Source organism: Microbacterium sp. BF1 (genome assembly GCF_019279095.1).
GTDB lineage: Bacteria > Actinomycetota > Actinomycetes > Actinomycetales > Microbacteriaceae > Microbacterium > Microbacterium maritypicum.
Genome location: NZ_JAGYWT010000460.1, coordinates 1 through 1,943 on the forward strand (window position 1 = coordinate 1; position 1,943 = coordinate 1,943).

General features: G+C 68.3%; 1 protein-coding gene and 1 pseudogene. Both read right to left on the reverse strand.

What is annotated here, in order from left to right:
- Positions 1-121: 121 nt before the first annotated feature.
- Positions 122-529, reverse strand: a pseudogene (locus KZA10_RS13620) (MFS transporter); the annotation flags it as partial.
- A gap of 158 nt (positions 530-687) precedes the next feature.
- The gene (locus tag KZA10_RS13625) at positions 688-1,878 is read right to left on the reverse strand and encodes a cystathionine gamma-synthase (RefSeq protein WP_256934844.1); all 1,191 of its coding nucleotides are present in this window, start codon (positions 1,876-1,878) and stop codon (positions 688-690) included.
- Positions 1,879-1,943: the final 65 nt, after the last annotated feature.

Sequence of the window (1,943 nt, forward strand, 5' to 3'; positions counted from 1 at the left end):
GACGCCGCTGATCATGGCGGCGATCCTGTACCTGATCGTGACGATCCCGCTCACGCGCTTCAGCGCGTGGCTCGAACGACGGATGGCGAAGCAGCGATGATCACCGATCTGATTGATGTCCACGCCCGACCTTGTCACTGAGCGGTCCGACCACGAGCTGACCGAGCGCGAACCCGATCATCGTCCCGGTCAGGGTCAGCTGGATCGCGGCGGCCGTGGTCTGGAAGTCCTCCTCCAGCACCGGGAACGCCGGGAGGTACAGGTCGATCGTGAACGGGCCGAGAGCCGTGAGCGCGCCGAGCAGGATGATGTACAGCGTCCGGCGGCCGAGGGAGATCGCATCTCCGGGGTGCAGCATGACCGGAGCGGTCGCGGGGTTCGCGCCGAGTGTGCGGATCGCGCCGGTCGCGCTCGGGATGCGGATGCTTCCCGTCGCGGTGTGCTCCGGCTGCGGGGCCTGTTGCGCGTCGGCAGCGGAATCGTCCGCCTTCACGACGGGGAGGGAATCAGTGCGGGGAGCGTCGGACACGACGTCCTTCCAGAGTTCGGGGGAATACATGGGTCGAATCGATTCGACCTGGGGAAGCCCCTATGTTACCGCCGCTCTGCCCTCCTCCGACCGCCACAGATCCGAGACGCACCCTGGCAGCTGCGCGGGATGCGTCTCGGATACCGCGTCTCGCGCGGTCAGCGGGAGACGCGGTCGAGCGCCTGCTCGAGGTCGGCGATCAGATCGCTCACGTCTTCGATGCCGACCGAGAGCCGCACGATGTTCTCCGGGACCGCGAGCTCGGTGCCGCGCACGGAGGCATGCGTCATGTCCGGCGGGTACCCGATGAGCGACTCGACGCCGCCCAGCGACTCGGCGAGCTGGAACAGCGAGGTGCTCTCGACGAACGCCCGTGCCGTGTCGGCTCCCGCGGCGAGCCCGAACGACAGCATCCCGCCGAATCCGCTCATCTGCTTCGCGGCGATCTCGTGGCCGGGGTGCGAGGGCAACCCGGGGAAGTACACCTGCGCGAACTCCGGACGCTCCTGCGCCCACTCGGCGATGGCCTGCGCGTTCTCGGAGTGCTGCCGCATCCGCAGCGCCAGGGTCTTGATGCCGCGAGTGGTCAGCCAGGCATCCAGCGGCGCGGAGACGGCACCGACCGCGAACTGCTGGAACTTGACCTGGTCGAAGAAGCGGTCGTCGGCGAACACGACCGTGCCGCCGAGCACATCCGAGTGCCCGCCCAGGTACTTGGTCGTGGAGTGCACGACCACATCGGCGCCGAGCGCGAGCGGCTGCTGCAGCGCCGGCGAGGCGAAGGTGTTGTCCACGACGACGATCAGACCGGCCGCGTGCGCGATCTCGGCGATCAGGGCGATGTCGACGATCTTCAGGAGCGGATTGCTCGGCGTCTCCAGCCACACGACCTTCGTCTCGGGACGGATCGCCGCACGGAGGGCATCGACGTCGGAGAGCTCGACCGTCGTGGTCTCGATGCCCCAGGGAGCGAGCACGCGGGTGAGCAGCCGGTACGTGCCGCCGTACACGTCGTTGCCCAGGAGGATGTGGTCACCCGGCTTCAGGATCCCGCGCAGCAGTGCATCCTCGGCGGCGAGTCCGGATGCGAACGACAGCGCGCTCGCACCCCCTTCCAGGGCCGCGAGCTGCGTCTCGAGCGAGGAACGCGTCGGGTTGCCCGCACGGTTGTACTCGTATCCGCCGCGCAGACCGCCGACGCTGTCCTGCACATGCGTCGAGGACTGATAGATCGGCGGGATGATCGCGCCCGTGACGGGGTCTGGCGCTTGTCCTGCGTGGATGGCAAAGCGTGGGACCGCGCCGCAGAGGCCATGTACATCCCGTACAGCGAGGGGCTCGGGATCCATCCGCAGGATTCCCTGTTCCTCGAGCGCGAGGTGTGGGATCTGGCCAACACACCCGCCGAGCAGCG